The sequence below is a fragment of the Lentzea sp. genome, assembly GCF_035525475.1.
Taxonomy (GTDB): Bacteria; Actinomycetota; Actinomycetes; order Mycobacteriales; family Pseudonocardiaceae; genus Lentzea.
Genome location: NZ_DATLEC010000084.1, coordinates 12,369 through 37,661 on the forward strand (window position 1 = coordinate 12,369; position 25,293 = coordinate 37,661).

At 72.0% G+C, this 25,293-nt stretch carries 22 protein-coding genes; 10 read left to right on the forward strand and 12 right to left on the reverse strand.

Annotated features, from left to right (window positions below):
- The first annotated feature begins 162 nt into the window (after positions 1 to 162).
- The 3 genes from VM306_RS15040 (at position 163) to VM306_RS15050 (ending at position 3,043) form a co-directional block, all read left to right on the forward strand.
- Positions 163 to 615: a hypothetical protein gene (locus VM306_RS15040; protein ID WP_325515475.1), complete on the forward strand. Its 453-nt coding sequence runs from the start codon at positions 163 to 165 to the stop codon at positions 613 to 615.
- Positions 616 to 794: 179 nt separating this feature from the next.
- Complete coding sequence (locus VM306_RS15045; protein ID WP_325515477.1) at positions 795 to 1,523, forward strand: class I SAM-dependent methyltransferase; 729 nt, start codon at positions 795 to 797, stop codon at positions 1,521 to 1,523.
- The gene (locus tag VM306_RS15050; RefSeq protein ID WP_325515480.1) at positions 1,520 to 3,043 is read left to right on the forward strand and encodes an FAD-dependent oxidoreductase; all 1,524 of its coding nucleotides are present in this window, start codon (positions 1,520 to 1,522) and stop codon (positions 3,041 to 3,043) included. The genes VM306_RS15045 and VM306_RS15050 overlap by 4 nt, the downstream gene beginning before the upstream one ends.
- On the opposite strand, the gene VM306_RS15055 is transcribed toward VM306_RS15050, so the two are convergent.
- From VM306_RS15055 to VM306_RS15070, 4 genes are all read right to left on the reverse strand, one after another.
- Positions 3,040 to 3,897: a MerR family transcriptional regulator gene (locus VM306_RS15055; RefSeq protein WP_325515482.1), complete on the reverse strand. Its 858-nt coding sequence runs from the start codon at positions 3,895 to 3,897 to the stop codon at positions 3,040 to 3,042. The genes VM306_RS15050 and VM306_RS15055 overlap by 4 nt on opposite strands.
- Positions 3,894 to 4,181 carry a WhiB family transcriptional regulator gene (locus VM306_RS15060; protein WP_325515485.1) on the reverse strand — a complete coding sequence of 96 codons (288 nt, stop codon included), beginning with the start codon at positions 4,179 to 4,181 and terminating at the stop codon, positions 3,894 to 3,896. Before VM306_RS15060 ends, VM306_RS15055 begins: the two co-directional genes overlap by 4 nt.
- Positions 4,182 to 4,573: 392 nt before the next feature.
- Positions 4,574 to 5,560: a DUF5914 domain-containing protein gene (locus VM306_RS15065; RefSeq protein ID WP_325515487.1), complete on the reverse strand. Its 987-nt coding sequence runs from the start codon at positions 5,558 to 5,560 to the stop codon at positions 4,574 to 4,576.
- On the reverse strand, positions 5,550 to 6,476 hold the full coding sequence (locus VM306_RS15070; protein ID WP_325515489.1) for a phytoene/squalene synthase family protein: 927 nt from the start codon (positions 6,474 to 6,476) through the stop codon (positions 5,550 to 5,552). The genes VM306_RS15065 and VM306_RS15070 overlap by 11 nt, the downstream gene beginning before the upstream one ends.
- A gap of 145 nt (positions 6,477 to 6,621) precedes the next feature.
- Here VM306_RS15070 and VM306_RS15075 point away from each other — a divergent pair, with 145 nt between their 5' ends.
- Positions 6,622 to 7,698 carry a polyprenyl synthetase family protein gene (locus VM306_RS15075; protein WP_325515491.1) on the forward strand — a complete coding sequence of 359 codons (1,077 nt, stop codon included), beginning with the start codon at positions 6,622 to 6,624 and terminating at the stop codon, positions 7,696 to 7,698.
- Between the two features lie 18 nt (positions 7,699 to 7,716).
- Complete coding sequence (crtI, locus tag VM306_RS15080) at positions 7,717 to 9,177, forward strand: phytoene desaturase family protein (protein WP_325515619.1); 1,461 nt, start codon at positions 7,717 to 7,719, stop codon at positions 9,175 to 9,177.
- A gap of 103 nt (positions 9,178 to 9,280) precedes the next feature.
- On the opposite strand, the gene VM306_RS15085 is transcribed toward crtI, so the two are convergent.
- From VM306_RS15085 to VM306_RS15095, 3 genes are read right to left on the reverse strand one after another with little or no spacing between them, the layout of a single operon-like run.
- Positions 9,281 to 9,754, reverse strand: coding sequence for a MarR family winged helix-turn-helix transcriptional regulator (locus VM306_RS15085; protein ID WP_325515493.1), 474 nt, complete (start codon positions 9,752 to 9,754; stop codon positions 9,281 to 9,283).
- A 26-nt stretch (positions 9,755 to 9,780) separates the two neighbouring features.
- Positions 9,781 to 11,796 carry a xanthine dehydrogenase family protein molybdopterin-binding subunit gene (locus VM306_RS15090; RefSeq protein WP_325515495.1) on the reverse strand — a complete coding sequence of 672 codons (2,016 nt, stop codon included), beginning with the start codon at positions 11,794 to 11,796 and terminating at the stop codon, positions 9,781 to 9,783.
- Entirely contained in the window at positions 11,793 to 12,263 is a 471-nt protein-coding gene (locus tag VM306_RS15095; protein WP_325515497.1) for a (2Fe-2S)-binding protein, read from the reverse strand. Before VM306_RS15095 ends, VM306_RS15090 begins: the two co-directional genes overlap by 4 nt.
- A gap of 100 nt (positions 12,264 to 12,363) precedes the next feature.
- On the opposite strand from VM306_RS15095, the gene VM306_RS15100 reads away from it, so the two are divergent.
- Positions 12,364 to 13,350, forward strand: coding sequence for a hypothetical protein (locus tag VM306_RS15100; RefSeq protein ID WP_325515499.1), 987 nt, complete (start codon positions 12,364 to 12,366; stop codon positions 13,348 to 13,350).
- Entirely contained in the window at positions 13,347 to 14,162 is an 816-nt protein-coding gene (locus VM306_RS15105) for an alpha/beta hydrolase (RefSeq protein WP_325515501.1), read from the forward strand. The genes VM306_RS15100 and VM306_RS15105 overlap by 4 nt, the downstream gene beginning before the upstream one ends.
- Here VM306_RS15105 and VM306_RS15110 read toward each other — a convergent pair.
- The 5 genes from VM306_RS15110 to VM306_RS15130 all read right to left on the reverse strand — a co-directional run bounded on the left by VM306_RS15110 (position 14,143) and on the right by VM306_RS15130 (position 22,372).
- The gene (locus tag VM306_RS15110; RefSeq protein WP_325515503.1) at positions 14,143 to 14,436 is read right to left on the reverse strand and encodes an STAS domain-containing protein; all 294 of its coding nucleotides are present in this window, start codon (positions 14,434 to 14,436) and stop codon (positions 14,143 to 14,145) included. The two genes, VM306_RS15105 and VM306_RS15110, sit on opposite strands and share 20 nt — an antisense overlap.
- A complete protein-coding gene (locus VM306_RS15115) occupies positions 14,366 to 18,592 on the reverse strand; it encodes a SpoIIE family protein phosphatase (RefSeq protein WP_325515505.1) in 4,227 nt (1,408 codons plus the stop codon). Before VM306_RS15115 ends, VM306_RS15110 begins: the two co-directional genes overlap by 71 nt.
- Before the next feature lie 114 nt (positions 18,593 to 18,706).
- Positions 18,707 to 19,255, reverse strand: a complete 549-nt coding sequence (locus VM306_RS15120; protein WP_325515507.1) for an acetoacetate decarboxylase family protein — start codon at positions 19,253 to 19,255, stop codon at positions 18,707 to 18,709.
- 46 nt (positions 19,256 to 19,301) lie between these two features.
- Entirely contained in the window at positions 19,302 to 20,954 is a 1,653-nt protein-coding gene (locus VM306_RS15125; protein WP_325515509.1) for a GMC family oxidoreductase, read from the reverse strand.
- Positions 20,951 to 22,372: an NAD(P)/FAD-dependent oxidoreductase gene (locus VM306_RS15130; RefSeq protein ID WP_325515511.1), complete on the reverse strand. Its 1,422-nt coding sequence runs from the start codon at positions 22,370 to 22,372 to the stop codon at positions 20,951 to 20,953. The genes VM306_RS15125 and VM306_RS15130 overlap by 4 nt, the downstream gene beginning before the upstream one ends.
- A 71-nt stretch (positions 22,373 to 22,443) precedes the next feature.
- On the opposite strand from VM306_RS15130, the gene VM306_RS15135 reads away from it, so the two are divergent.
- The 3 genes from VM306_RS15135 (at position 22,444) to VM306_RS15145 (ending at position 25,289) form a co-directional block, all read left to right on the forward strand.
- Positions 22,444 to 23,478, forward strand: coding sequence for an AraC family transcriptional regulator (locus VM306_RS15135; protein WP_325515513.1), 1,035 nt, complete (start codon positions 22,444 to 22,446; stop codon positions 23,476 to 23,478).
- A 459-nt stretch (positions 23,479 to 23,937) separates the two neighbouring features.
- Positions 23,938 to 24,600, forward strand: coding sequence for a lytic polysaccharide monooxygenase (locus VM306_RS15140; RefSeq protein ID WP_325515514.1), 663 nt, complete (start codon positions 23,938 to 23,940; stop codon positions 24,598 to 24,600).
- Positions 24,601 to 24,719: 119 nt separating this feature from the next.
- Complete coding sequence (locus VM306_RS15145) at positions 24,720 to 25,289, forward strand: TetR/AcrR family transcriptional regulator (protein ID WP_325515516.1); 570 nt, start codon at positions 24,720 to 24,722, stop codon at positions 25,287 to 25,289.
- The last annotated feature ends 4 nt before the right edge of the window (positions 25,290 to 25,293 follow it).

Below are 25,293 nucleotides of genomic sequence, written 5' to 3' on the forward strand. Positions count from 1 at the left end.
TCCGGCGTCATCCCTGCTCGCTGCTGCGGACGGGTGAACTGTGCTCCAGTCGGCCTGCGCGTCTCATATGGTCGTTTGACCATTGACGGTGTTGTAGCAACACAGACCGTGCGCGGGGGCACATTTCCGGTCGGGGGCGACTGGAGAGGAGACAGGCCGTCGATGGAGCGGCTCGACGACGTGCAGGCCAGGGATCTGACGCTGGCCGCGATAGGCGCCGTGAACCGGCGCGACCACCCGTGGGCCGCCGGGGCCGCGCGGAGGCTCGCCTCGGACGAGCAGGCGCGGATGGTCGCGATCGACACGTGCGCGGCGATCCTGCTGCGGGGCATTCCCTGCGGCTCGCTCGACCCGTCCGTGCGCATCCCGGTGACCGTCGCGGACACGCCGCCCGACGAGCGCGCGGCCGCCGCGGCCTCGGAGCTGCTGAGCGGCATGGCCTGCGCCGACAACCTGCGGGTCGCGTCCGTGCTGAAGGCGCTGGCGCTGGGGCAGGCGTTCGACGTGCTGCACGTGCTGGTGCGCGCCGCGGCGGCGTGGGTCGACGCGTTCGTGGGCATCGACGGCGACACCGTCGACTCCTACTACGCGATCTCGAAGGGGGAGGTCGTCTGATGGTGACCTCGTGATCCACGGTGGCAGTCCTGCCGGGGTCTCGGGGAACCCGCTCGCCGTCGTGCGAACTCGCCGCGCCGCCCCTACGGTCCTTCCGGGAGGTCGGTGACGCGAAGCCGGTGGTAGAGGAGATCCGTTCTTCGTCGCCATCCCGATCTGCGCGGTGCTGACGTAGGAGGATGGCGTGTTGTCGCTGTGGGAACGGGGAAGGCTCGCACGTGAACAAGCTTGAGGTACCGGGGAAGTTCGACAGGGCCGCCCGCGGCTACGACTTCCTCGTCGGGCTCAACCCCGGCTACCACCAGGCGTTGCGCCGCTCGGCAGGGGCGTTGCGCCTCCAGCCCGGCATGCGGGTGCTCGACCTGGGGTGTGGCACGGGAGCGTCCACCGCGGCGCTGGTCGCGGCCGCGCCCGGTGTGGAGATCGTCGCCGTCGACGCCTCGGAGGGCATGCTCGCCAGGGCGCGGCAGAAGCGGTGGCCCCCTGGCGTGAGGTTCGTGCACAGCCGTGCCGAGGACGTGGACGAGGGGCGGTTCGACGCGGTGTTCGCCGCCTACCTGGTGCGCAACCTGCCCGATCCGGACCCGACCCTCAGCAGGGTCCGGGACTTCCTCAGGCCCGGCGGCAGGCTGGTGCTGCACGAGTACTCGGTGCGCGACTCGCTCGTGAGCACGGCGGTGTGGACGGCGCTGTGCGGGTTCATCGTGCCGGCGGGGTGGCTGGCGACGGGTGACCGGTCGCTCTACACCTACCTGTGGCGCAGCGTGATGGACTTCGACGGCGCGACGGCCCTGCGCGACCGGTTGCGGCGCAACGGTTTCGTCGGTGTGCGCAGCGCCCCGGTGCCGGGTCTGCAGCTCGGGGTCGTGCACACCTTCCTCGGTCACGCGCCGGAGGAGCAGCGGTGAGGGATCGCAAGGCCGTGCGGATCCCGGCTCCGGCCGGGCGTGCGCACTTCGACCGGGACGCGCCGGTGGTCGCCGTGGTCGGCGGTGGCATCGCCGGACTCTCCGCGGCGACGCTGCTCGCCGAGCGCGGGGCGCGGGTCGTGCTGTGCGAGCGGGAGAAGTACCTCGGCGGCCGGGTCGGCGGCTGGAGCACCCGGCTCGCCGACGGCAGCGAGGCCACGATGACCCGCGGCTTCCACGCGTTCTTCCGGCAGTACTACAACCTGCGGTCGTTGCTGAAGCGCGTCGACCCCGCGGGCCGCGCCCTGGTCGCGCTGCCGGACTACCCGCTGCAGCACGCCTCCGGCCACCGCGACAGCTTCGCCGGGCTGCCGACGGCCGTGCCGTGGAACGCGCTCGCGTTCCTGCGCGGCAGCCCGACGTTCCGGTGGCGCGACCTGCCGGAGATCAACGCACGCGCCGCGCTGTCGTTGCTCGACGTGTCGGTGCCGCGGGTGTACGACGAGCTCGACGGCATCGACGCGGCGTCCTACCTGGAACGGATCCGCTTCCCGAAGGCCGCGCACGCCCTCGCGTTCGAGGTGTTCTCCCGCAGCTTCTTCGCCCATCCCACGCGGATGTCGGCCGCGGAGCTCGCGGTGATGTTCCACATCTACTTCCTCGGCTCCGACGAGGGACTGCTGTTCGACGTGGCAGCGGACCCCTTCCCGCACGGCCTGTGGGAGCCGCTCGGCCGCCACCTCGCCTCGCTGGGAGTGACGGTGTGCACGGGCGTCGAGGTGAAGTCCGTGCTGGCGGGGGAGGAGAAGCGCTTCTCCGTCACCATCGGCGAGGGCGCGATCGAGGCGGACGCCGTCGTGCTCGCCGCCGACGTCCCCGGCCTGCGGGCGCTCGTCGGCGCCTCGCCGTCGCTCGCGGACGCCGCGTGGCGCGAGCGGGTGGACGGGCTGAGGACGGCGCCGCGGTTCCTGGTGTCGAGGTACTGGCTGGACACCCCGGTGGACCCGGACCGGCCCGGCTTCCTGGGCACGGGCGGGCACGACCTGCTCGACAACATCAGCGTCCTGAACCACTACGAGCACGAGGCACGGGCCTGGGCCGCGCGCACCGGCGGTTCCGTGGTGGAGCTGCACGGGTACGCGCTGCCGTCCGATGTGGACGAACAGTCGGCGCGGGCGCGGCTGTGGCAGCAGCTCACCGAGGTCTACCCGGAGACCAAGCGGGCGGGGGTGGTCGACGAACGCCACGAGCTGCGCGAGGACTGCCCGCTGTTCCCGGCGGGCGGCTACGCGGGCAGGCCGGGCGTGACCACACCCGACGAGTTCCTGGTGGTGGCGGGGGACCTGGTGCGCATCGACCTGCCGGTGGCGCTGATGGAACGCGCGGCCACCACGGGTTTCGCCGCCGCCAACCACCTGCTGGGCCGCTGGGGCGTCGCGGGTACCGACCTGTGGAGCGTGCCGACGGAAGGCCGCGTGCCACTGCTGCGTTCCGCCGCCCGCCGCTGGAGGAGCGTCTAGAGCCGGACGCGGTCCAGCACCAGCTCGACCGCGTCCGCCAGACTGGCCGGCCGGCGCACGCCCGGCGGCAGCGGCAACCCGATCCATCCCGGACCCGCGACCGCGAGCAGCGAGCCCGGCAGCGCACCCAGTTCGTCCAGCGGCACCAGTTCGGCGAGATCGGCCCGGTGCGCCCAGACCAGCACGACGGACGGCCGCAACCGGGTCACCGCGTCGCACAACGCCTCGGCGGGCACCCGCGCCCCGAGGCTGCGCCACTGGCACCCCTCCTCGGACAGCGCGGCGCCCAAGGCCTCCAACGCCAGCACGTGCTGCTCCTCGGGCGCACACGACAACAGAGCGGCGAGCACGCCAGGCCCGACGGCACGCGGAACGTCACGCAGCGCCTGCAGAACGCTGCCGCTCGCGAGGTGCTCGATCTCCACGCCCAGTCCGCGCACGGCGGTGAGCTCACCGAGTTCCACCAGGCACGGCACGAACACCGACTCCCACACGGACACGACACCGTGGTCGGTGAGAAGCTTTGCGGCCAGTCCGAGCATCAGAGGTTCGTCGAGACGTTTCGCCGCGGCCAGAAAACCCCGCCGGGCTTGGATCGCTTCCGCGGCGCTGATCGGGGAGTGCGCACGCGCTGGAGGTTCCTGGCGCGCGAGCACAGCGGCAGACGCAGCCGCCACACCCTGCCCGGTCAGCGCGACCATCCGGCGCAGCACCTCGACGTCCGCCTCGTCGTAACGGCGGTGGCCGCCCTCGGTGCGCTTCGAGGGACCGAGCCCGTAGCGCTGGTCCCACGTCCGCAACGTGGTGGGGGCGATGCCGAGCATTCCCGCGACCGCGCGCGGCGTGTAGGTCACGACCTGCGGGCGCGCTTCGCGAGAATCGCCCTCAGCTCGCTCTCACCGAGCCCTCCCCAGATGCCGAAGGTCTCGTGGACCTCCAGCGCGTGCGAGCGGCACCGCTCCATGACCGGGCAGCGCTGGCAGATCGCCTTCGCCGCGGCTTCGCGCTGCTCACGGGCAGAACCGCGTTCGTTGGGCGTGTGGAAGAAGTAGGTGCTGTCCATGCCTCGGCACAGGCCGGACAGCTGCCAGTCCCACTCTTCCGCGACCGGTTGGGGCAGACGGGACAACTCGGGCATGACGCACGTCCTCTGCTGAGACGACCTCGATGGGAGACCCATCGTAAAATCGACTCAGAAACGACGCAACTCGGGGTGTCGCGCGTTCGAGTTGTCGGAATGTCAACATTCGAACAAGCCTGTTGTCGGAATGTTAACATTCCGACAAGTGTGAGGACCCCGCCGCCATGACGGGACAGCGCGTGCGGCACGTCGGTGCCGAAGGCAGCGGTACGGAGACGAGTGCGCGCCCGATCTCCGCATCGCCGCCGACAAACCCGTGTCAGCCGCGCGATCCCGAACACCTGCGCCGCCGCAAGATCCGGACGACCTCGAACGGATCAACCGGCCCGCTTCCCGCCAGGCCGCGTCCGACAAGACCACCATTCAGCTGAAGGGCGACCGAACCCGGTCTAATCCGGGAACCGCCCAGCCTGACGCAACGCGTACCGGCGCTCCGCGTAGTCGAGGTCGTCGCGCCACAACCGCGCCGCCGCCCACTTCATGACCGGCCGCAACGCCCCCGCCGCGGGCTTGGCCAGCGCGAACCCCGGCCGGTTCGAGTGCGCGATGGTCGCCTCGACGACGGCGGTCCTGCCGTCGCGGATCGGGGTCGCGTGCGTCTCGACCACGCTGCCCTCGCCCTCGCCCTCGACGATGTGCATGACGATCGTGCGCGGCTCGGGGCAGCTGAACGCCGCGACGACCGGCACGCCGACGCGTCCGGCCAGGCGGAAGGTGACCTCGACCAGGAAGCGGTCGTCCGTCTCGGCCGGGGTTTCCAGGACGTGCAGGTTCGCGAACGAGTAGGGGTGGAACCACGCGCCGTGCCACGGGTCGAGGCGGTTCGCGACGACGTCCTCCGGGTCGCAGCGGCCGATGAGCGTCGCCACGGCGTCGATCGATCCGGCCGGTGGTCGTTCCGGCAGGATCGGGGCCGGCAGTGGTTCCTCGCCGCCTGCCTTGTCCAGGCGGACCCACACGAGCACGCCGTCGTCGTGCGCTGGGTAGGGCGTCCACGCGCCGAACCGCGTGCCGTCGAGTGCGAGGCCGTGCCAGCGGCAGATCAGCTTTCCCTCTGCCACGGCGCCGTCGCACAGTGGAGCCCCTAGGTGGGGACACGCGCCGGAGCCCGCCATCAGCGCGCCGTGGGGGCCGCGCCAGAGCACGACCTCCTGGCCCGCGATGGTGCGCCCGCACGGCTTGCCCTTCACGACGTCCCTGCTCGCGCCCGCGACGAACCAGTTGCCGGACGGGCGCGCCGTCGCGCGCTTCAAAGCCGCCTCGATCAGCGCGGGCTTCGCGTCCTGCCAGGTCGGTCGCTGTTCGCGCCACGGCGGGCTCGAGTAGATCCGCAGCGGAATTCGGTCGCGCAGGGAAATCTTCTTCTCAGGCCGCACGGGCGAACACCGCCCTCGCCAGCGCCGGCAGTGCGACGGCGAGCCGCCTGCCGTTGGACACGACGACGCGGCGCGACAGCACGTCGCAGTCCGCGTTTTCTACCAGGTCGAGAATGCGTCCGTAGAGCCGATAGGCGGTCATCACGCACGGGCGTGACCGTGGTGCGAGCATGCCGATGCCCGGCCACGCCTTCGTGTACATGTCCCGCGCGCGCCGGAGCTGGTCGCGCAGCGCGGCTCGGATCTGCGGGTCGGCTTGGCCTCGCGTCCGTGCGTGCATCAGCCGTTCGCGGTCGACGCCGAACACCGCGAGCTCGTCGGCGGGCAGGTAGACCCGGCCGCGGTCGAGGTCCTCCCCGACGTCGCGGATGAAGTTGGTGAGCTGGAAGGCGATGCCGAGCGCCGCGGCGGCGGGCTCCGCCTCCTCCCTGGGCACGCTGGTCCCGAGCACCGGGAGCACCTGCAGGCCGATCACCGCGGCGGACCCGTGGACGTACCGTTCAAGATCGGCGTAGGTGGGGTAGTCGGTGACGGTGAGGTCCATCCGCATCGAATCCATGAAGTCCTGGAAGTGCCGGACGGGGATGTCGTAGCGGTGCACGGTGTCGACCAGCGCCGCCAGCACCGGGTCGTCGGTCGACTCCGCCCGCAGCGCGGCCTGGACGCGGGCGTCGATGGCGAGCAGCGCCGCGGACCTGTCGTCCGGTCCACTGTGGACGTCGTCGACCACGTCGTCCACCCACCTCGCGAACCCGTACAGGGCGTGCACGGCGGGCCGTTGCTCCGCGCTGAGCAACCTCGTTGCCAGGTAGTAGGTACGGCCGTGCAGCGCGTTGAGCTCACGGCAGCGCCGGTACGCGTCGCGCAGCGCCGGTGCGGTGACACCCGCGGCGTCCAGTTCGCGCTCAGCCGACATCAGCGGTCCTTTCACGGGGCAGGTCCCCCCCAACGCTAAGTCCACGCGTTTAACTCCGCACAACGGCGGCATTCATCATGCGGACCTCCTACCCCGCTGCTTAGCTCGACCCACCCCACTCACGCCGACTCCCGAGGGAACGCCGATGTCGCTGTTGACCAGCGTGGACGCTCGCACGTCGCACGTGGACGACTTCAGGGTCCTCCTCGACGACGCGCTGCACGACTTCCTGCGAGCCAGGCAGGACCTGGCGCCGGAGCTCGCCGCGGAGCTGCGCGGGCTGATCCTGGCCGGGGGCAAGAGGATCAGGCCGACCTTCGCGTGGTGGGGATGGCGTGCCGCACGCGGTTCGACGCGCGCGGACGCCGTCGTGCGGGCCATGGTGGCCCTGGAAATGCTGCAGTGCTGCGCCCTTGTGCACGACGACGTGATGGACCGTTCGGCGACCAGGCGCGGCAAGCCCTCGGTGCACGAGTCGTTCGCGGCCCGGCACCGGCACCGGCGGTGGACCGGCAGCGCGCGCCAGTACGGCGACTCGGCCGCGATCCTGGTCGGCGACCTCGCGCTGGCGTGGGCCGACGACGCGCTCGTGACCGCCGGCCTGCCCGCCGAGGCGCTGAGCCGCGCATGGGGACCGTGGCAGGCCATGCGCACCGAGATGATCATGGGGCAGCACCTCGACCTCCTGGCCGTCGCCCGCCGCGAGGAGTCGCTGGAGCACGCCGTGCGCGTGGCGGCGTTGAAGACCGCGGCCTACACCGTCGAACGGCCGCTGCACCTCGGGGCGGCGCTCGCGGGTGCGGACGACGACGTCCTGGACTGCCTGCGCGCCTACGGCCACGACATCGGCATCGCGTTCCAGTTGCGCGACGACCTGATCGGTGTCTTCGGGGACTCGTCGGTCACCGGCAAGCCGGTCGGCGAGGACCTCAGGGAGGGCAAGCGCACCCCGTTGATGTCGATCGCCCTCTCCCGCGCGCAGGACCGGCCCTCGGCGCAACGGGTGCTGCGCCGGTGCCTGGAGACCGGGGCCGTCAGCGACCGCACGGTGGACGAGGTGCGATCGTTGCTGGTGGAGCTCGGGGCCGTCGCCGCCGTGGAGGAGCACATCGACCAGCTGTCGGGCTCCGGCTTGGCGGCACTGGACCGAGCCGTGATCGACGACGAGGCACGCCACGAACTGGTGCGCCTCGCGAACCGCGCCGTGGCGCGAACGACCTGACCGGGAGATATCTCAGTGGTGCACGTGGTGAAGGGCCGCACGGACCGTGTGGTGGTGGTCGGAGCGGGCCTGTCGGGGCTGTCGGCGGCGCTGCACCTGCGCGGCGCCGGGCACGAGGTGACCGTCCTGGAACGACAGCCGCATCCCGGTGGCCTCGCCGGACGCCTGGACGTCGACGGCCACCGCATCGACACCGGCCCGACCGTGCTGACCATGCCGGAACTGCTGGACGACGCGTTCGCCGCCGTCGGCGCACGCAGGGAGGACCACCTGGAACTCCTGCCGCTGCACCCGGCCTACCGCGCGTCGTTCGCCGACGGCAGCGCGTTGGACGTGCACACCGACGCGGACCGCATGGAGCAGGCCGTCCACGACTTCGCGGGCGCCAGGGAGGCCCAGGGCTACCGCGACCTGCGGGCGTGGCTCACGAAGCTCTACGAGGTGGAGCGCGACAGGTTCATCGGCGCGAGCTTCGACTCGCCGCTGGACCTCGTCGGCGCCGACCTGGTGAAGCTCACCCGGCTCGGCGGCTTCGGTTCGCTGGACCGTGCTGTCGGCAAGTTCCTGCACGACGAACGGCTGCGGCGCGTCTTCACCTTTCAGGCCTTGTACGCCGGCGTCGCCCCTCGCGACGCCCTCGCCGCGTACGCCGTCATCGCCTACATGGACACCATCGCGGGCGTGTGGTTCCCACGCGGCGGTATGCGCGCCGTCCCACAGTCGTTGGCGGACGCTGCCGCTGCCGCCGGGGTGGAGTTCGTCTACGGCGCCGAGGTCTCGTCGCTCGAACGCGTCGGCAACCGGGTCAACGCGGTCCACACTTCTTCCGGCCGATTCCCCTGCGACGCCGTGGTTCTGGCCACCGGTCCTGCCCAGAGCACCCGTCTGCTGCGCGGCAAGCCGCGGCGTGTGATGCCGTTGCGCTGGTCGCCGTCGGCGGTCGTCGTGCACCTGAGCTCGAGGCGAGTGGCGGACGACCTGGCGCACCACACGATCTCGTTCGGCGACAAGTGGGACGGCACGTTCGACGAGATCATCCGTCAGGGCCGGCTGATGAGCGATCCGTCGTTGCTGCTCACCACGCCGTCGCTGACCGATCCCGCGCTGGCGCCGGAGGGCAGGCACCTGCAGTACCTGCTGGCGCCGTGCCCGAACCTCGACGCCGCGCCGCTGCGGTGGGACGCGATGGCGCACCGGTACGCCGAGGAGCTGATCGAGGAGATGTCGGCCCGCAAGCTGCTGGTCGACGCCGAACCGCTCGCGGTGGTGACGCCGGACGACTGGGCGAGGGACGGGCAGGCCGCCGGGACGCCGTTCTCCGCGGCGCACACGTTCTCGCAGACCGGGCCGTTCCGGCCGGGCAACCTGCCGTTCCGCGACGGCAACGTGGTGCTGGCGGGCAGCGGGACGACGCCCGGCGTGGGCATCCCGCCGGTGCTGATCTCGGGCCGGCTGGCGGCGGAACGGTTGCGGGGGTAGCGGGAGCCCGACGCGGCCGGATGGGCGCCGCGGTGCGGGCCGACCGGTTGCGGATGTGGTCAGCGGCCGCGTTGTGTTGCCCGGCAGGCCTCGGTTCCGAGGGCTACTCGCCCGGCGCCGTGGCCGCGGCGATCAGCGCGATCAGCTGCCGGCGGAAGTGCTCGTAGTCGTCCACCGCGCCGAGCAGCGCGTCCGACTCGCGTTCCTCGCGGCGGGCCGCGGCCAGGGCCCGGCGGCCCGGCGGGGTGATCTTCACCGATGTCCGCCTGCGGTCCTTCGTGTCCTGGCTGCGCACCACGTGGCCGCCGCGGTCCAGGTGCTCGATGGTGCGGCTCATGGTCTGGTCCGTCACCCGGCACAGCAGGGCCAGCTCCCGCTGGGAGCGCGGGCCGTCGGCCAGGTGGTGCAGCGTGATCATGCCCGCGTGGGTCAGGCCGCGGCCCGCCAGGAAGTCCTCGAAGCGCTTCTCCACCACGCGGGCCGCGACCGACAGGAGCCTGCCGGTCGGCCAGGAGGCGACGTCCGCGCCCACCTGGTCGGGGCGGTGCGCCACCGCCAGCTCGTCTCCCTCGGCCACGGTCCCATCATCCCAGACCTGCCCGATCACCCCACGTCGGTCCCGAACGGCATGCCGGTGACGGTGCCGCCGTTCGCGAGTGCCGCCGCGATCGCCGCTGCCGCAGGGGGATAGGCGAGCTCGCCCAAGCCGCCCAGCGGGGCGTTCGACTGCACGATCGTGACGTCGACGTCCGGGACCTGGCCGATCCGCGCCCACCGGTAGTCGCCGAACGACGACTCCGCGACCCGTCCCTCCCGGACGGTGATCTGCGCACCGAGCACAGTGGACAGCGCGTCGACCACACCACCCTCCACCTGCGCGCGCACGCCGGACGGGTGCAGTGCCACACCGACGTCCACGGCCGCGTGCACGCGCAGCACCCGGCGTGACGCCGGATCGGCGGAGGCGATCACCGCGATGGCGGACCCGTAGTCCTCGTGGCACGCCACGCCTCGCGCGGTGCCGCGCATGTCGTTCCACGCTCCGGAGACGGTGTCGAGCAGCCGGTGCAGCCGTGAAGAAGCGGGCAGCAACGACTTGCGCAGCGCGATCTGGTCGAGGCCGGCCCGCGTGCCGATCTCGCTGAGGAAGCACTCCTCGGCATAGAGGAACTGGCCCGCGTAGACGGCACGCCAAAAGCCCGTCCGCAGCGGTGCGGGCCGCACGGTGACCGTGACGTCGCCGGGCACGCTGTAGGGGAAGTGGTCGCCGCTCGCCTTGATCAGCGCCGGGTTGCCGAAGAAGGGCAGCACGGTCAGCGGCCAGGTGACGACCTCGTGCGCCCGCCGGACGGGCAGGCCGTCCGCGCCGATCTCCGCGCTCAGCCGATGAACGGACATGGGGCGGTACGAGTCGTTGCGCGTGTCGTCGGCGCGTGTCCACAACACCTGTACAGGCGCGCCCACCTTCCGTGAGCACGCCACCGCCTCAAGCACGGGGTCGGGCTCGACGCGTCGACCGAACGCACCGCCGGACGCCGCTGTCTCCACCCGCACGGCCGTGGCAGGCACACCGAGCTGACGGGCCAACTGCGTGCGCAACCCACCGGGATCCTGGGTGGGCGCCCACACCGTGACGCCGTCGGGACGCACGTGCGCGGTGGCGTTCATCGGTTCCATCGGCGCGTGCGCGAGCAACGGCATCTGGTAGACCCGCTGAAGACCGTCGATCGGCCCCTGGGCGGGCAATGCCGCGTTCAGGTCGGCGAGCCACGCGCGGCTGTCCGCGCCGGGCGTGCCACCACTCCACGTGATCCGCAACGCGTCGCGCCCCTTCATCGCCTGGTGCGTCGACCGCGCGATCACCGCCACACCGCCCTGGCCCTCGGCCGGGGCGGTGAGCCGCAGGACGTCGACCACTCCGGGCAGGCCGCGCGTCGCCGTGTCGTCGATGGCCGAGGGCACCGCACCGATCCACGGCGGACGAGCCACGACAGCGACGAGACCACCGGCCGGCCGCGAGTCGATGCCGTACCGCGTGCGCCCGGTGACGATGTCCCGCGCGTCGACCCGCCCGTCCCGCGTCTTGCCCAGCAACCGCCACTTCTCCGGTGGCGTGAGCTCGACGGGCACGGTGGCGGGGTCGAGCGCCGCGGCATCCCGCACGAGCGCCCGGTACGGCAGTCTGCCCCGGCGCGGATGGCACACCGCGCCGTCCTTCGCGGTGCACTCGGCGACCGGCACGCCCCAGCGTTGGGCAGCAGCGGCGACGAGCAGGCAACGCGCGGTCGCGGCGGCCGTGCGGATCGGGGTGGCGAGCTGTCGCACGGACGACGAGTTGTTGACCGTCTGGGGGCCGAACCGCTCGGTGTCGCCGGGAGCCTGCTCCAGCGCCACGGCGGAGGTCTCGACCGCCAGTTCCTCGGCGACCATCAGTGCCACCACCGTGCGCACGCCCTGGCCGGTGTCGGGACGGGGAACCGTCGCGGTGATGCGGCCCTTGTCGTCCAGCCGCACGAAGACGTTCGGCGTGAAGCCCTCCGCGGCGAGAGCGGGCACCGGGACCGCGACGACGAGGGCGCCGATCCCGGCGCCGCGCAACAACGTCCGGCGGCTGATCACCGCTCCTCCCGCATGATCCGGCTGGCCCGGCGCACCGCGGCACGGATGCGGGGGTATGAGCCGCACCGGCAGACGTTGTCCCGCAACGCCTCCTCGATCGCCGCGTCGTCCGGGTCGGGGTCACGCGCGAGCAACGCGGCCGCCGCCATCACCTGACCCGGCTGGCAGTACCCGCACTGCGCCACGTCGAGTTCCCGCCACGCCCGCTGCACCGGGTGGTCCCCGTCGCGCGACAGCCCCTCGATCGTCGTGATCCGCGTCCGGACGCTGTCCGCCGTCGTGCGCACGCAGGGCCGCGCCGCCGAACCGTCCACATGGGACGTGCAGGCCCCGCACAGGCCGACGCCGCACCCGTACTTGACACCTGTCAGGCCGAGCTCGTCGCGCAACACCCACAGCAGGGGAGTGTCGCCCTCGACGTCCACCTCGTGTCGTTCACCGTTGACGCGCAACAGATATCGGGCCACCGCGGGGACCTCCTGAATCGTTCAGTCAACTGAACGTAGCGGCGGGCGCGACACCGGGCAAGGTTTGTTCAGCGAGCTGAACATCTGCATAATGCTCAGCGTGCTGAACGATGTGCGGCGGTCGGGGAACGCGGTCCTGCTGTGGGGAGTGGCGGCGAGTGCGCTGCTCACGGGCCTGGTGTGGCTGCTGGGGCAACGGCTGGGCGTCAGCCTGCTGCCCGACCGGGGCGCGTCCTGGTACTACTGGAAGCTGCCGGACCCGACCTTCTGGACCAGGGCGTCCGCCTGGCTGGGCTACGCGGCGCACCAGCTCGTGTCGTGGGGCCTGATCCACTACGCGCAGAAGCACGTCCGCCGGTACACCACCGGCTTGCGCCGCCTCAACGTCGTCGCGCTCGCTGCGAACGCCGCCTTCATCGGGTTGCACGCGCTGCAGACCCGGGTGTTCTACGACGGCCTGGCCCAGGACGTCTCCATCTTCAGCTCGCAGGGGTCCGTCGTCCTGCTGCTCGTGGTGGTCCTCCTGATGGAGAACCGCCGCCGCGGCCTGGTCCTCACGTGGTCAGCGCCGATCTCCGCGCAGGTGACCGGGTTCGCCCGCCGCTACCACGGCCACCTGTTCAGCTGGGCCGCGATCTACACCTTCTGGTACCACCCGATGGAGTCGACCAGCGGGCACCTCATCGGGTTCTTCTACATGTTCCTGCTGCTGGTGCAGAGCAGCCTGATGTTCACCACCGCGCACACGAACCGCTGGTGGACGCTGACGCTCGAACTGCTGGTGGCCGTGCACGGAACGCTCGTCGCCGTCATGAACTCCGGCCCGAACGGCATCTGGCCGATGTTCCTGTTCGGGTTCGTGTCGATCTTCGTGCTCACCCAGATGCACGGCGTAGGGCTCAGCACGACGGCCAGGTGGTGGATCGGCGTCACGTTCGTGGTCGCGGCGCTCGGCGTCTACTCGTGGCGCGGGTTCGGCAGGATCGACGAGGTCGTGCGCATCCCGGTGATCGAGTACCTGCTGGTCGCGGTGCTCGCTCTGCTGATCTGGGCCGGCGTCAGGGTCGCGCACCTGGTCCGCTCGTGAGGCGAGTCCCGGCGGCGGTGTGCGTCCTGGTCCCGATCGTGCTGCTCGTCGCGGGCTGGGGACCGCTGACCCACGGCCATCCCGCACACCTCGTGCTGCTCGGCGTGGTCGTCCTCGCGGGGATCGCGGCGTTCCGCGCACCGGTGTGGCTCGCGGCGGTCCTGGCCGTCGTCCTCACGGCACCGTTGCTGTACCTGCAGCCGTTCGCGGCCACCGAGCCGGGAAGTGGCGCGACGGTCCTGAGGCCGGAGGGGCAGCCCCGCGCCGGACTGGTGTTCCACCCCGGAGCCCGCGTCGACCACCGCGCGTACCTCGAGCTGCTCGACCGCGTCGCACGGCAGGGGTTCCTGGTCGTCGTGGTGAAGGAACCGCTCGACATCGCGCTGCTGAACACGGGAACGGCCGACCTGCGCGCCGACCACCCCGACGTGGAGGCCTGGGCGGTCGGCGGCCACTCGCTCGGAGGTGTCGCCGCCGCGAAGGAAGCGTTGACCGACAACGGAGTCCGGGGCCTCGTGCTGTGGGCGTCCTACCCGGTCGACGACCTGTCCGGCCGCGAAGGTCTCACCGCGTGGTCCATCCACGGCGAGAAGGACGGCTTCACCACACCGCAGGACGTCGAGGAATCCAAGAAGCTGTTGCCGGCCCGCACCAGGTTCGAGCAGGTTCCCGGTGCGGTGCACGCGTTCTTCGGCGACTACGGCGACCAGCCGGGCGACGGTGAGCCCGCCACCGGCCGCGCCGAGGCGCAGGACAGGATCGTCGCGCTCACCGTCGAGGCGCTGAGCGCGCTCAGCCCTCCATCCCGCTGACCTTCGTCACCGACGTCAGCCCCGACACCTCGATGATCGGCGCGAGCAGCGGTGTCACCACGAGCTCCGCCCGGCCGGCGTGGGTGAACAGCACGCTCATCCCGGCGCTGTCGATGTAGAGCACCTCGGTGAGGTCGACGACGATCGGTCCCGTCGTGTCCTCGAGGGCGGAGGCGAACGCCCCGGTGTTGCTGAGGTCGATCTCACCCGCCACCTTGACCACCGGCCTGCCCTGCGCGTCGGTGGTCCTGGTCAGTGTCAACGGCGTCGTCATCGGAAATCATCACCTGCATCGTCACGGTCGTACCGGTCGGGTCGGGGAGGATGGCGACTTCGTCCATCATCGTCAGCATGATCGTCGTGCCGCGGCCTCGCTGTGCGGCCGGGTCGTCGACGGGGAGCTTCCAGGTGCCGGTGTCGGCCACGGTGGCGAGCAGCCCGGCGTCGCCCGCCGTCTCCAGCCGGATGCGGACGTCCTGGCGCGTGGCGTCGCGGTAGGCGTGCTCGATGGCGTTCGCGCACGCCTCGCCGATGGCCAGCAGGACGCTCTGGGCGCGTTCCGCCGAGAACCCGCACTGGCGCAGCCAGCTCCGCACCGTGCGGCGGGCGCCCTGCAGCTGGCCGGGCTCCGCGGGGAAGGTCATGTCCAGCGGCGCCGGGTGCCGGTACATCAGCAGGGCGACGTCGTCGTCGTAGCCACCGGAAGGGGCCAGGGTGGACATGATCTGGCCGGCGAGCTCCTCGAGCCCGTTCGCCCTGCCCTCCTGGACGGCGGTCGCGGCCTTCTCGATGCCCTCGGTCAACGACCTGCGGCGGCGTTCGACGAGCCCGTCGGTGTAGGTGAGCAGCGTGGAGCGCGGCGGCAGCGTGCACTCCGCCTCCGTGCGCTGCACGCCCAGCTTGACCGCGAGCGGGATGGACCGCCCGCCTTCGAGCAGCCGGGTGGTGCCGTCGGCCATGGCCAGGATCGCGGGCGGGTGCCCTGCGCTCGAGTAGACGAGGTGCCCGGTCTGGGGGTCGAGGATCCCGCAGAAGACCGTGGTGCACAGGGCACCGGGAACGCCGGCGGCGAACTGGTCGAGCGTCATGAGGGCGTGGGCGGGACCGATCTCCTGCAGCAGCAACGCACGGCACGCACTGCGCAGCTGGCCCATCACGGCGGCGGCGCTGAGCCCGCGGCCCACGCAGTCGCCCACGACGATGCCGATCCGCCCGTCGGGCAGGGGGAACGTGTCGTACCAGTCGCCCCCGACCTCCAACGGCCGCGCCGCCGGTTCGTAGCGCACCGCGAACCCGCCCGGCAGGTTCGACGGGCCGAGGATGGCCCGCTGCAACGCCAGTGCCGTCTCCCGTTGCTGGTCGATCTGGCGCGCCCGGGACAGGCCCTGCGCGAGGTGACCGGCCAGCAACGACAGCAGCAGCTCGTCCTGCTCGGTGAACTGGTGGAGCGCGTCGAGGCGCAGCCAGAGCACCATCGGCCCGTCCGGGTGCTCGACCGTGACGGCCGCGCTCCCGTCGCCGACGTGGACGGGGATGAGAGCGGGGTGGTCCCTCAGCGCCGTGAGCGTCGTCTGCTGGTCCGCGGACAGTTCGTCCCACGCGAGGTCCGCGGTGGCGCTGCTCACGCTCGGTGCCTCGTGCTGGCTGAAGACGACGGCCAGGACCTCGGCGCGCCACAGGTTCTGCAGCTGGTCCAGCGCCTCCGCCAGGGACTCGGACGTACTGGTCGCCCGCGACAGCCGCACGCTCATCTCCGCGAGCGCCGTCTCCCGCCTGCGGGCGTGGTGGTCGGCCGTGACGTCGCGGAACGTGCCCACCGTCATCGTCCGGCCGCTGTCCGGGTCGCGCGCCGGGTTCAGGAGGGCGCTGACCCACAACCTCCTGCCGTCCCGGTGCGTGACGGGGACGGTCCGGCCGTGCTGGTCCCGTCCCGACCGCGCATCGAACGCGTCCGCGAACTGCTTGCGCGCCTCGGGATCGGTCTGCGCGTCCGGCCACCACGGGTGCGGCACGGGGTAGGGCAGGCCCTCCGGCCCGTAGCCGAGGATGTCGGTGAACGTCGCGTTGATCTCGACGACCGTGCCGTCGTCGTCGCAGACGAAGAACGCCTCCTGCAACGAGTCGATGAGCGCGTCGCGCCAGCGGGCGTGCTGCCCGCGCAGGCGGAACAGGTCCACGTTCGCCCGCACCCTGGCGAGCAGGTCCGCGGCGGCGAACGGCTTGACGAGGTAGTCGTCCGCGCCCGCCCGCAGCCCCTCGCCGGACGCCTCCTGCCCCGCGCGAGCGGACAGCAGCAGCACGGGCACCGCCATCGTGCGCGGATCGGCGCGCAACGCGGTGACCAGCGACAGGCCGTCCATGCGCGGCATCATCACGTCGCTGACCACCAGGTCCGGTGGTTGGGCGCGAGCCGACTCCAGCGCCGCCACGCCGTCGGTGACCGCGCGGACCTCGTACCCGGCCCTGACCAGCAGCCGGGTCAGGTACTCCCGCATGTCGGCGTTGTCGTCGGCGACCAGCACGGTGGCCGTCACCTCCGGCGCCGTGCCCGCGGCCGTGCTGAGCATCAGGTCCTCGACGGTGAGGCCGGGGTCCGGCAGCCACCGCAGCGCCTCCTGCACGTAGGGCGCGGCGATGTCCGACTCGACGGGGAGCACGGGCTCCTGCGACACGGCGTCGGCGGGCAGGTGTTCCGTGCCGTACGGCAGCTCGATCGTGAAGGTGGTGCCCTCGCCGTGGGTGCTCTCGGCCTGGATGCCGCCGCCGTGCAGGCCCACGAGCTCCTGCACGAGCGCGAGCCCGATGCCGCTGCCCTCCTTCGACCGCGACCAGGTGTGCTCGATGCGGTGGAAGCGCTCGAACAGCCGGGGAATCTCGTGCTCCGGCACGCCGACGCCGGTGTCGGTGACGGTGATGACCGCGCTGCGCTCGCCGGCCCGCACCGAGACGCCGACCGATCCCTCGACCGTGAACTTGAGCGCGTTGCTCAGCAGGTTGAGCACGACCTTCTCCCACAGGCCGAGGTCGACGTACACCGGTTCGGGCAGCGGTGAGCAGTCGATCTCGAAGCGCAGCCCCGCCTTCTCCACCGCCGAGCGGAAGACGCTGGCGAGCTCGGCGGTCACCGAGGCCAGCTCGACGGGCTGGTAGTTCGCCTGCATGCGGCCGGCCTCGAGCCGCGAGAAGTCGAGCAGGGTGTTGACGAGCTTGCCGAGCCGCAGGCCGTTGCGGTGGATGACCTCGAGTTCCTGCCCGGCCAGCGGGTCGGACTGCCCCAGGCCGTCCCGCAGGTCCTGCAACGGGCCCATGATGAGCGTGAGCGGCGTGCGGAACTCGTGGCTGATGTTGGAGAAGAACGCGGTCTTGGCGCGGTCGAGCTCGGCGAGCTCTTCTGCACGGCGCTGCTGGGCGCGGTAGCCGCGCGCTCCCGCGATGCCGGAGGCGATGTTGCCCGCGACGAGCTCGACGAACCCGCGGTAGCCGTCGTCGAGCGGGCGGTGCCTGTTCAGGCCCGCCACCAGGAACCCGTACGGCGTGCCGCCGGGCCGTTGCAGGGGAGCCACGAGGGCGCTGACCGGAGGCCTGCTCCACGCGCCGGTGGGCAGCTCGCCGATCCCGCTGAGGCCGACCAGGACGGACTCGCCGCGTTTCGCGGCCTCCACCGGCCACAACGGCGACTCGTCGCCGGGCGGGACGGCCGCGGGCGCGATCGGGTGACCGTGCTCGATCCCCGAGACCTCCGCCAGCCGCGCGTGACCGTCCGCGAAGAGGTAGGTGAGGGTGAACGGGAGGTCCCGCTGGTTGCGCTGGAGCTGCTCGGAGGCGAACGCCAGCACCTCCCGCTCCTCGCGCGCCACGCTGGGGTCCGAGCCGAGGTCGCGCAGCGTCGCCATGCGCCGTTCGCCGACCACGCGGTCGGTCTCCTCGCTGACCACGCACAGCATCCCCGCCACGGCGCCGCTCTCGTCGCGCAGCGGGCTGTAGGAGAAGGTGTGGTACGACTCCTCGGAGTAGCCGGACCTCTCCAGGAACAGCAGCAGCGCCTCGTCCCAGGTCGCCTGCCCGGTCGTGAGCACGCTGTCGACCCTGGGCCCGATGTCCTCCCAGATCTCCGCCCACACCTCGGCGGCGGGACGGCCCAGCGCCCACGGGTACTTGCGGCCCAGCGTGTTGAGCCGATAGGCGTTGTTGCAGAAGAACGTCAGCTCCGGACCCCACGCCATCCACATCGAGAACCGCGACGACAGCAGGATGCTCACGGCGGTCTGGAGGCTCTGCGGCCAGCCCTCGGGCGGACCGAGCGGTGTGGAGGCCCAGTCCACACCGGCCAGATCACGTCCGACCTGCGGGTCCTCGGCGAAGACCTCGGCGAGCGCGGGCCCGCCCGGTCTGCTGCCGGTGCTGTCGGTGCTGTTCTCGGAGCGCGTCACCGACCGTTCCTCCACACCCTCGACGATGTTGACCAGTCCAGGGTGCCCAACTTCGGAGGCTGTCGCACAACCAGTTCGAGCGGTGTGCGCAGCGCCACCGTCCACCCTCCGAGATCAGGGTGAGCCGAACCGCATCCGCAGGTCCGTGACCGCCAGGTGCAGGCGCGGCCTGGTCGTGGTGAGCCAGGTGAGGGGGCCGCCGGGGGTGACGCGCCAGCGCAGGCGGGTCAGGCGGACGCGGGCGGCGGTGCGCAGCGGGGTGCGGACCGCGGTGCCGGCCAGGGACTGCCAGACCGAGGTGGTGAGGCGGACGGGGAGGGCAGGGGAGCGGCGCGGCTGTTCCGCGGCTGTGGCGATGCTCCCCGCGGTGGCCTCGAAGCGAGAGCCAGCGGTGAGCGTGAACTCCGCCAGCTGCTTCGGGATCCCCCACATCGCCCGTGCGCCGCGCTGGGACGTCTCGTCGTCGACCCAGATGTCCGTGATGGACAGCCCCGGCCGAAACCCCTTGCGCACCACCACGGCCACCATCAGCTCGTGGTAGGCGAGCAGCCCGGTCGAGTCGTAGTCGACGAACGCCGACACCACGAGAACCCGGCCGAACAGGGACAGCGGCACCACGCCCGGCGCGTGCGGGGAGATCGCCGGGCGCGGTGCCGTGGACACCGTGAGCCACCCTCTGCCGCAGAGGTCCCACGGTGCCGGAGGGAAGTCAGTGGACATCGGTCGCCTCGTGTCGCAGGGCTGCCGGCGCGGTCGCCGGAACAGCGGGACGGTGCGGGGCCACGGCGCGCAGCCGCGCGTAGGGCGCGCCGAGCGGTGGACGTGGATCGGGCTCGCCCTTGCTGGGCCACAACGACATCGCGCGCTCGGCGAGCGCGGTGATCGTCAGCGCCGGGTTGACGCCGAGGTTGGCGGGGATCGCCGAGCCGTCGACGACGTGCAGGCCGGGGTGACCGTGGACGCGGTGGTAGGGGTCGACCACGCCGGTCGCGGGGGAGTCGCCGATCACGCAGCCGCCGATGAGGTGCCCGGTCAGCGGGATGTCCGCGAGGTCGTTCCACGCGCCCCTGGCGACGCCGCCCGCGCGGCGTGCGAGGGCTCTGGCCACCTCGTGCCCCGCGGGGATCCAGGACGGGTTCGGCGCTCCCTCGCCCTGGCGCGTGGTCAGGCGCCCGTTCCTGGTCGAGGTGGTGAGCGAGTTGTCGAGGCTCTGCATCACCAGCAACGCGATCGTCTCCTCCGACCACCGGCGCGGGGTGTGCAGGCGCAGCGCCGTGCGGCGTTCGGCGAGGAGCTGCGCCAGACCGCGGCGGAACCGGCCGGGCCCGCCGTCCACCAGCGTGGTCATGAGCAGGCCGAGCAGGTTGCTGCCGCGGCCGTAGCGGACGACCTCGACGTGCGTGTCGGGGTCCGGGTGGATCGACGACGTGATCGCGAGCCCGCGCGTGTTGTCGATCTGCCCGCCCGGCACCCGCACCGCCACCACCGCCTCGGAGTTGGTGCGGCACAACGCCCCGATCCGCGGTGACAGCCCGCGCAGGCTGCCGAGGTCGCGGAGCCGGTGCAGCAGCCGCTGCGTGCCGAGCGACGCGGCCGCGAACACGACCTGGTCGCTGGTGAAGATCCGTTCCGCCCGCCCGCCGGTGCGCCGGGTGCGCACCGCGTACCCACCGCCGGCACGCGGTCGCACGTCGGTCACCGTCGTCAACGGCCACACCCGCGCACCGGCCCGTTCGGCGAGGTGCAGGTAGTTCTTCGGCAAGGTGTTCTTCGCGTTGTGCCGGCATCCGGTCATGCACGCGCCGCAGGCGATGCAGCCGTCGCGCTTCGGCCCGGCGCCGCCGAAGAACGGGTCCTCACCTCCCAGTCCGAAGTGGACACCGACGCGGGCGGGGCGGAACGTCGGCTCCACGCCGAGGTCGACGGCGACCTCGCGCAGCAACCCGTCCGCGTCGGTGCGGCACGGGTTCTCGACCACCCCGAGCATCCGGCTCGCCTGGTCGTAGTGCGGGGCGAGCTCGGCGCGCCAGTCCGTGATGTGGCTCCACCGCGGGTCGCGGAAGAACGACTCCGGCGGTTCGTACAGGGTGTTGGCGTAGACGAGGGAGCCGCCGCCGACACCGGCGCCGCTGAGGACCAGCACGTCGCGCAGCGGGGTGATCCGCTGGATGCCCGTGCACCCGATCCCCGGCGCGAACAGGTAGTCGCGCAGCTGCCACGACGTGCGCGGGAGCTCGTGGTCGGCGAACCGCCTGCCGGCCTCCAGCACCCCCACCCGGTAGCCCTTCTCGCTCAGCCGCAGCGCGGTCACCGCGCCGCCGAACCCCGAGCCGATCACCAGCACGTCGTAGTCCGCGGTCATCGGGCTTCCTCCACGAGGTGGTCGGCGAGCCGCGCGGTGCGGCGCAGGTACTCCCCGGTGCTGCCGGGCCAGTTGGTGGTGATGGACCCGTCGTCGGCGCGGTACCAGGACGAACAGCCGCTCCACACCCCGTCCGCGAGCCGGGAGCGCATCTCGGCGTCGAACTCCTCGGCGACCTCGTGCCGCACCTCGACGGGCTCACCGGTCTCGGCGAGGTGGCGCACGGCGGCGACGACGTAGCGGCACTGCGCCTCGATCATCGTGACGATCGAGCTGCCGCCGAGGTTGGTGTTCGGGCCGTAGACCAGGAAGAAGCCGGGGAAACCGGGCACGGTCAGGCCGAGGTGGGCCCGCGGCCGTCCGCCCCACACCTCGGCGAGGTCGCGGCCGTGCCTGCCGGTGACGCGCATCGGCAACCGGAAGCCGGCGACGTCGAACCCGGTGCCCCAGATCAGCACGTCCGCCCGGTGCTCGCGACCGTCGGCGGTGCGCAGGCCCTGCGCGGTGACCTCGGCGATCGCTTCGGTCACCACGTCGGCGTTCGGCGCGGCGAGGGCCGGGTACCAGTCGTTGCTGAACAGGACCCGCTTGCAGCCCACCCGCGTGCGTGGCCGCACCCGTTCGCGCAACGCCCGGTCTCGCACCCCGACCAGCCGATGAGCCGCGGCGAGACCCGCGACCAGCCCGCGGGAGAACCGCCCGGACGTGAGCAACCAGGTGAACGCCTCACAGGCCAGCCAGACTCCGCGCCGTGCGGCTTTCACCGCCAACGGACGCGCACGGCCGCTCAGCCGGGCGTCGGGCTTCGGCAGCACGTGCGGAGCCGACCGCTGGAACACCGTGAGGTGCTCGGCCACCGGCTGGATCTTCGGCACGAACTGCGCCGCGCTCGCTCCCGTGCCGACCACCGCGACCCGTTTGCCGCGCAGGTCGACGTCGTGCCGCCACCGTGCACTGTGGAACACGGGACCGCCGAACCGGTCGAGGCCGGGCAGGTCCGGGACCGCGGGCCGGTTCAGCTGCCCCACCGCCGACACCAGCACGTCCGCCTCGACGACACCGCCGCCGGCCAGGTCGACCCGCCACCGCCCACCGTCGAACGTCGCCGCCACGACCTCGGCGCCGAACCTGATCCGGTCGCGCACGGCATCGGCGTTGCGCCGCAGGTAGGCGAGGATGTCCGGCTGGGCCGCGTACCGGCGCGGCCACGAGAGGTTGGGGGAGAAGGAGTACGAGTAGAGCGACGACGGCACGTCGCACGCGGCGCCCGGATAGGTGTTGTCCCGCCACACCCCGCCGACGTCGTCCGCGCGCTCCAGCACGGTGAACCGCTCGAAACCGGCCCGGCGCAACGACAGGGCGACACCCAGGCCGCCGAACCCGGCGCCGATGACCACCACTTCGGGATTGGCTCGCACCTCACCGACGCTAGGAACAACCACCCGTTCGCACCAGGACAACAGCGGCCGGGCGATTGACAATCGCGGCCATGAGGACGTTGCCCCACCCCGTGGTCCGGCACTGGGACTTCCCCCGCGGCATCGCGAGCGTCGCACTCCTGCTGCGCTTCGGCGCCTCGCGCGGCCTGCGGCGCGACGCCCTGCTCGACGGCAGCGGCCTGACCGCAGGCCACCTGGCCGACCCCGCGGCGGAGATCAACGCCCAGCAGGAGCTCGCGGTGGTGCGCAACCTCGCCACCCACCTGCCGCACGCGGGCATCGCCGCAGGTCAGAACTACCACGCCACCACGTTCGGCGTCCTCGGCCACGCGTTCCTCAGCGCCGCGACCGTGCAGGACGCCGTCGGCGTGGCACTGCGCTACCTGGACCTCAGCTTCACCTTCACCGCCCCCACCGCCGAGCTGGACGGCGACCGGCTCGTCATCTCACTGCACCCCGCGGCGCTGCCGGACGACGTGAGGCCGTTCCTGGTCGACCGCGACCTGGCCGCCATCCACACGGTGATCGGCGAGCTGGTGACGGGCGAGGTGCCGGTCCTGTCGGTCGACCTGGCTCACCCCGCGCCACCGGACACCCGCTCCCACGAAGAGGTCTTCGGTGTCCGTCCCCGGTTCTCGGCCGGTCGCGACGAGTCCGTCGTGGACGCGTCGGTGCTCACCCGTGCCCTGCCGCTGGCCAGCCCCGAGGCCACCGCGCTGTGCGAACGGCAGTGCGAGGACCTCGCCACCCGCCGCCGCGGGAAGCCGGGCATCGCGGGCGAGGTCCGCCGCGTGCTGGAGCTGTCCGCGAGGTTCGAGGAGACCATGCCGGTGGTGGCCAGGGCCCTCGGCCTCAGCCCGCGGACCCTGCGCCGCCGCCTGACCGAGTCCGGCACGAGCTACCAGGCCCTGCTGGACGAGGTCAGGTCCGAACGCGCCGCCGCCCTGCTGCCCACCGCGTCGGTCGACCAGGTGGCGGCCCAGCTCGGCTTCGCCGAGGCCGCGAGCTTCATCCACGCGTTCCGCCGCTGGTACGGCACCACACCGGGCAACTACGCGCGCACGCGCGGGATCTCAGACGTCTGACCGCCTGGGCACCCACGCGAGGAGGTTCGCGAAGATCCGGCCGAGGACCACGAACCCCAGCACGCCCCGGCCAGGTCGTAGCGCATCGTCCCGCGCTCGCCGGGGTGCCGCGCCGGCCGCTCTCCGACAGGACCGCCACCTGCCTCGAGTCGTCCGGCAGCGGGTACTCGGCCTCGACCGAGGCGCTCTTGCCGACTTCAGCCTCTCCCGCACGGTCCCCTCGGAGCTGTCCCAGGATCTTTGCTCGGCGGCTGATGACCTGAGCACGAACACCAGGCCCGCTATCGCGGAGGTTGGCCGGGTTTGCCGCTTTCGCCAGGTGGCGGGCTATTCCGGCCGAGCCGTGTTGATCACGCCCTGTGTCATTGCGGTTTCGCAGTGTTACGAGTAGGCTAAATGACCTGGGAGCGCTCCCATTCCGCCGCTGCTGTTCGTTCAACGGAGAATGGAGGCACATTCATGCGCATGCGCAGCACCTTCGGGTCCCGGACCAGACGGCGTGGCGTGATCGCGGCGGTCATCACCGTGCTCGCCTGCACGTTCCTCTGGGTCCCGACGGCCTCGGCGCACGGCACGATCGTCGGCCCGGCCACCCGCGCCTACCAGTGCTGGCAGAAGTGGGGCAGTCAGCACACGAACCCGGCGATGCAGCAGCAGGACCCCATGTGCTACCAGGCCTTCCAGGCCAACGCCGACACCATGTGGAACTGGATGAGCGCGTTGCGGGACGGGCTCGGCGGCAACTTCCAGGGGTCCACTCCGGACGGGCAGCTGTGCAGCAACGCCCTGGCGCGCAACAACGCGCTGAACACGCCCGGCGCGTGGAAGACCACCAGTCTGGGTGCGAACTTCTCCGTGCACCTGTACGACCAGGCGAGTCACGGCGCTGACTACTTCCGCGTCTACGTCAGCAAGAACGGGTTCGACCCCACCACGCAGCGACTGGGCTGGGGCAACCTCGACTTCATCACGCAGACCGGCAGGTACGCCCCGGCCAAGGACATCACGTTCAACGTCTCCACGAACGGTTCCTACCGCGGGCACCACGTCGTGTTCACGATCTGGCAGGCCTCGCACCTCGACCAGACCTACATGTGGTGCAGTGACGTGAACTTCGGCTAGAGAACGATCCCGGGCTGGTTCCCCGGCCGGTGTGACGCCGGCCGGGGAACAGCCGTGTGTCCTTCCCCTTGTATCGCAAAGCCCATAGGCAATTGCCTAAAGGGTGTAGGCTCAGGGGTATGCGTCCCTCTCTCAACGCGGCCACTGTGGTGGCCGAAGCCGCCGCGTTCGCGGACGAGGCGGGGTTCGAGATGGTCACCCTGTCCGCGGTCGCGCGGCGCCTCGGCGTGCAGGCGCCCAGCCTGTACTCGCACGTCCGCGACCTGGAGGCGTTGCGGGACGGGGTGACGGCGCTCGCGCTCAGCGAGCTGGCGGACCGCGTCGGCGAGGCCATCGCCGGTCGTTCGGGTCTGACGGCTCTGCGGAGCTACGCGGCCGCTTACCGCGAGTACGCGCGCGAGTCGCCGGGGCGGTGGCAGTCGTTGCAGCGGCGCGCCGGCGAGGCCGTCGTGCGTTCGGACGCCGCCAGGAACATGGCCGCGCAAGCCGGTGCGGTGCTCCGCGGCTATTCGATGCCGCCGGAGGAGCACGTGCACGCCGTGAGGCTCCTGGGGAGCACGATCAACGGCTTCCTCGCCCTCGAGCGCAGCGGCAACTTCGACCACAGCTCACCGGCGCCCGAGGAGTCCTGGGACAGGACCGTCGTGGCGCTCGACTCACTCCTGCGGGCCTGGCCCGTGCGCGACTGACACG

Coding starts and splice junctions, on each gene's coding strand:
- VM306_RS15040 (WP_325515475.1), top strand. CDS start 163: ATGGAGCGGCTCGACGACGTGCAGGCCAGGGATCTGACGCTGGCCGCG.
- VM306_RS15045 (WP_325515477.1), top strand. CDS start 795: ATGGCGTGTTGTCGCTGTGGGAACGGGGAAGGCTCGCACGTGAACAAG.
- VM306_RS15060 (WP_325515485.1), bottom strand. CDS start 4,181: ATGCCCGAGTTGTCCCGTCTGCCCCAACCGGTCGCGGAAGAGTGGGAC.
- VM306_RS15070 (WP_325515489.1), bottom strand. CDS start 6,476: ATGTCGGCTGAGCGCGAACTGGACGCCGCGGGTGTCACCGCACCGGCG.
- VM306_RS15075 (WP_325515491.1), top strand. CDS start 6,622: ATGTCGCTGTTGACCAGCGTGGACGCTCGCACGTCGCACGTGGACGAC.
- VM306_RS15110 (WP_325515503.1), bottom strand. CDS start 14,436: ATGACGACGCCGTTGACACTGACCAGGACCACCGACGCGCAGGGCAGG.
- VM306_RS15125 (WP_325515509.1), bottom strand. CDS start 20,954: ATGACCGCGGACTACGACGTGCTGGTGATCGGCTCGGGGTTCGGCGGC.
- VM306_RS15135 (WP_325515513.1), top strand. CDS start 22,444: ATGAGGACGTTGCCCCACCCCGTGGTCCGGCACTGGGACTTCCCCCGC.
- VM306_RS15140 (WP_325515514.1), top strand. CDS start 23,938: ATGCGCATGCGCAGCACCTTCGGGTCCCGGACCAGACGGCGTGGCGTG.
- VM306_RS15145 (WP_325515516.1), top strand. CDS start 24,720: ATGCGTCCCTCTCTCAACGCGGCCACTGTGGTGGCCGAAGCCGCCGCG.